The organism is Pseudonocardia sp. McavD-2-B (assembly GCF_024124365.1).
In the GTDB taxonomy this organism is placed as follows: domain Bacteria; phylum Actinomycetota; class Actinomycetes; order Mycobacteriales; family Pseudonocardiaceae; genus Pseudonocardia; species Pseudonocardia alni.
The window spans coordinates 1-3,935 of the sequence record NZ_JAMXSG010000397.1 but is presented as its reverse complement, the minus strand read 5'-3'; the positions used below and the strand labels follow the sequence as shown (position 1 = coordinate 3,935).

General features: G+C 76.2%; 2 protein-coding genes. One reads left to right on the top strand and one right to left on the bottom strand.

From position 1 onward, the window contains the following. On the bottom strand, positions 1-1,777 hold a 1,777-nt coding region (locus tag NH602_RS29080; RefSeq protein ID WP_253069474.1), incomplete at its 3' end, for a condensation domain-containing protein. Positions 1,778-1,909: 132 nt separating this feature from the next. Here NH602_RS29080 and NH602_RS29075 point away from each other — a divergent pair. Next, complete coding sequence (locus NH602_RS29075) at positions 1,910-3,862, top strand: phosphopantetheine-binding protein (RefSeq protein WP_253069473.1); 1,953 nt, start codon at positions 1,910-1,912, stop codon at positions 3,860-3,862. Positions 3,863-3,935 lie beyond the last annotated feature (73 nt).

Genomic DNA, 3,935 nt, shown 5'->3' with positions numbered 1-3,935 from the left:
CGGCGACGCAGCCGCGGGCGTCGAGCAGCGCGGGGCGGCCCGGCCGGACGGCGGCGCGCCAGGGGTCGTCGAGGAGCGGGCCGTACGCGGTGAACGGGTTCGGGCCGACCGGCCCGGCCGCGGCCGTCGACGGGTCGTGTCCCAGGGTGGGGTCGGTCCAGGCGGCGGGCTCGTCGGCGAGCCGGCGCAGCAGCGTGTGGTGGGCGTCGCGCAGTCCGGGCACGAACCCGGCGGGCAGGGTGTCCGCCCGCAGGTCCCAGTGCACCCGGAGCACGCCGCCCGCGTCGTGGACGATGTGGTCGAGCAGCACCTGTGGGGTCTGGGAGATCCCGAAGACCTCCTCCCCCAGCCAGTCCGTGGCCGCCGGACCGTCCCCGGTGAGCCCCAGTCCGCTGGTGAACACCACCGGGTGCGCGGGGGCGGGCAGCCCGGTGCGCGGGTCGCGCGGCCCGGCGGTGCCGGCGGTGACCTCGACCCCGGGCACCGACCGGTGCTCCAGGTCGGCCCAGAACCGCCGGTTGACGCGCTCGGCGAACCCGGCGAAGCCGTCCCAGGTGCGCAGGTCCGGCGGCTCGACGGCGACCAGCACGGTGCTGGTGAAGTCGCCGACCACCCGGTCCAGTCCCGGGGTGTCGTCACCGGCGGCGACGTCGTCGCGGTCGAACAGGGTGGTGTTGAGGGCGAAGGGCTCCTCGGCGCCGAAGCGGTGGAGCACGAACGCGAACGCGGCGAGCAGCGCGCCGGTCGGGCTGAGCCCGTGCCGGGCCGCGGCGGCGCGCAGCCGGCTCCACGCGTCGGCGTCGAGGACGGCGGTGTGCCGGGTCATGCGGGGTGCCGGGTCGCCGGGCGGGTCGGTCCACGGCAGCCCCGTCCACGGCAGGGCGGGTCCGGTGGGCAGCGGTGCGCGGTCCGCCCAGTAGGCGCGGTCGCGGTCGCGGCGCGCCCGCTCGGCGGGGTCGGTGGTCGTCCGCGCGGTGAGGGCCGCGAAGGTCGTCGGCAGCGGCGGCAGCGCGACGTCCGGGTCGGCGACCACCTCGCCCCACTCCCGCATCAGCACCATCCAGCTCGTGAGGTCGAGCGCGAGCACGTCGATGCCGATGTGCAGGCGGGTGCGCCCGTCCGGGAGCAGCGCGGCCCGCAGGTCGTGCAGCGGCCACGTCCCCGGCTCGCGCACCTGGTGCGAGCACTCCTCGCGCAGCGCGCCCAGCCGCGCGTCGGGGTCGGGGTCGGTGCGCAGGTCGGCCGTGACGATCCGCGTCGCGGGGACCTCGGGGAGCACGCGCTGGCGGCCGTCGTCGCCGACGACCATCCGCAGCATCGGGTGCCGGCGCACGAGGACGTCCCAGGCGTTCGCGAGGCGGTCGAGGTCGGCGAGCGGGTCGCCGCCGGGAACCCGGTCGAACTCCTGGTACCAGAACGTCGCGACCCCGCCGAGCGGGAAAGCCGGGTCCCGGCCGACCAGGTAGGCGCTCTGCACGGCGGTCAGCGGGAACGGGGTGCCGTCGGGCGGTGACTCCGGTGCGGCCGTGGTCGGCGGGTCCGCCGTCGGCACCGGCTCCCCCACGGGGGTCTCGGCGACGGTGCGAGCGGTCGCACCGCCGAGGAAGTCCGGCAGCGGCAGGCTGAGCCCGGTCTCCTCGCGCAGCCGCCGGCGCAGCCGCACGGCGGTGAAGGAGTCGAGGCCCAGCTCGGTCAGCGGCACGTCCGGTGGGAGCTGGTCGGGCCGGTCGAGCACCTCCGCGAGGCAGGCGAGGACGTCGTCGAGCCGGACCGTCATGCGGTTGTCCCTTCGGGGTGCGGGAGTTCGGGGCGGTGGCGCACGCGTCACACGGGTGGGTGACGGGCTCGGCGCCGCAGCGACTCTGACTTTATTGAGTCTGATTGTCAATATCGTCTAACGTCTCCGGGCATGACCGCCCCACCGACCGCCGACCACACCGCCGAGATCACGACCGTCTGGTCCGAACTGCTCGACCTGCCCCCCGCCGAGATCCCCGACGACGTGGGCTTCCTCGTCCTGGGCGGTGACTCGGTGCTGGCGGTGCGCATGTCGGCGCTGATCCGGCAGCGCCTCGGCGTCGCGCTCGGCCTGGCCGAGGTCCGGGTCGACACCACCGTCGGCGAGATCGCCGCACTCGTCGCCGATCGGGTGAGCGATCCGTCGACCGGGTCACTGCCCGCGATCACCCGCCGTCGCGCCGACCCGCACGCCCCGTTCGCCCTGCTGCCGCTGCAGCAGGGCTACTTCGTCGGCCAGCAGGACGGCTGGGAGCTGTCCTACGCCTCGGCGCACTACTACGTCGACTACCCCCTCGACGGCATCGACGGCGACGAGGCGGCGGAGGCCCTCACCGACGCCCTGGAGCGGCTGGCCCGGCGCCAGCCCGGCCTGCGTGCCCGGGTCGACGCCGACGGCCGCCAGTACGTGCTGCCCACCGGGGCGCCGGGGGCGCTGCCGGTCCCGACCGTGCTGGACCTGCGCGACGCCGCACCGGAGGAGATCGAGGCCCGGCTCGCCGCGCTGCGGGACCTGATGAACGTCAGCGGGCCCGACCCGGTGTCCGGCCCCGGCCTGGACATCCGGCTGACGCTGCTGCCCGGCGACGCCGGCCTGCTGCACGGCGCGTTCAGCCTGCTGCTCTTCGACGGCTGGTCGGCCGGCGTACTCACCCGCGAGCTGCTGGCACTCGCCCAGGACTGGAACGCGGTGCTCGACCCCCTGGAGATCGACCCCGGCGACTACGTCGAGGCGGTCGGGGCGCTGCGCGGCACGCGCGGCCGGACCGCCGACCGCGACTGGTGGTGGGAGCGGATCGACGCGCTGCCCGCCCCGCCCGCCCTGCCGCTGGTCGTCGACCCGCAGGAGGTGACCCCCACGGTCATGCAGCACCGCGAGTTCCGGCTCGACCCGGCCCGCTGGGCGGCGCTGCGCACGGCCTGCCGCGACCAGCGGGTCACCCCGGCGACGGCGCTGCTCACGGCGTTCTCCGTGGTGCTGGCCCGCTGGTCGGGGCACCGGCGGATGATGCTCAACTCGCTGCAGACCGGACGCCTGCCGCTGCACCCCGACGTGCACCGCATGATCGGCGGCTTCGCCACCACCATGCTGCTGCCGGTGGTCCCGGAGACCGGGGCGTCGTTCGCCGAACTGGCCCGGTCCGTGCAGCGGACCTTCGCCGAGCACGCCGCGCACATGCTCGTCCCGGGTGTCGAGGTGGCCCGGGAGGTCGGGCGCCGGCGCGGCACCCACCGCCCGGTGGCACCGGTGGTGTTCCAGTCCACGATCGGGATGGACGCCGCGATGGGCAGCCCGCTGCCGAGCGAGGCCGGCCCCCTGGGCCGGGTGCGCGCCGGGGACTACACCCACCACCTGCGCACCCCGCAGGTGGCGCTGGAGACCCGCTGCTTCGAGATCGACGAGCAGCTCGTCCTGGTGTTCTCCCTGGTCGCGGAGCTGTTCGTCGACGACGAGGTGGCGGCCGCGTTCGCCGAGCTGGTCGAGCTCGCGACGGCACTGGCCGACGGGCCCGGCTGGGACGCCGTGCCGGAGCTGCCCGAGGCTCTCGACCCCGTCCCCGGGGAGGGGCTGCGCATCGGCGCGCTGCCCGGGACCGGTCGCACGCACGCTCCCGGCCCGCCCGCGGACGGCGCGGAGCAGACGGTGGCCGAGGTGTTCGAGGACTTCCTGGAGGTCCCCGTGCTGGACCGCACCGTGCACTTCTTCACCGCGGGCGGCGACTCGCTGCTCGCGATCCGGGTGCTGGCCCGCCTCGCCGCCGAGCTGGACCACCCGGTGCCGGTACGGGCCTTCCTCGCCGACCCGACGGTCGCCGGGGTCGCGGCGGCCGGACGGGCGTCCTGATGCCCGGCGCCCCCCGCCCGCTGGTCGCCGTGCTGGGCGCCTCGGGGGCGACCGGACGGGCCGCGGCCAGATC

Coding starts and splice junctions, on each gene's coding strand:
- NH602_RS29075 (WP_253069473.1), top strand. CDS start 1,910: ATGACCGCCCCACCGACCGCCGACCACACCGCCGAGATCACGACCGTC.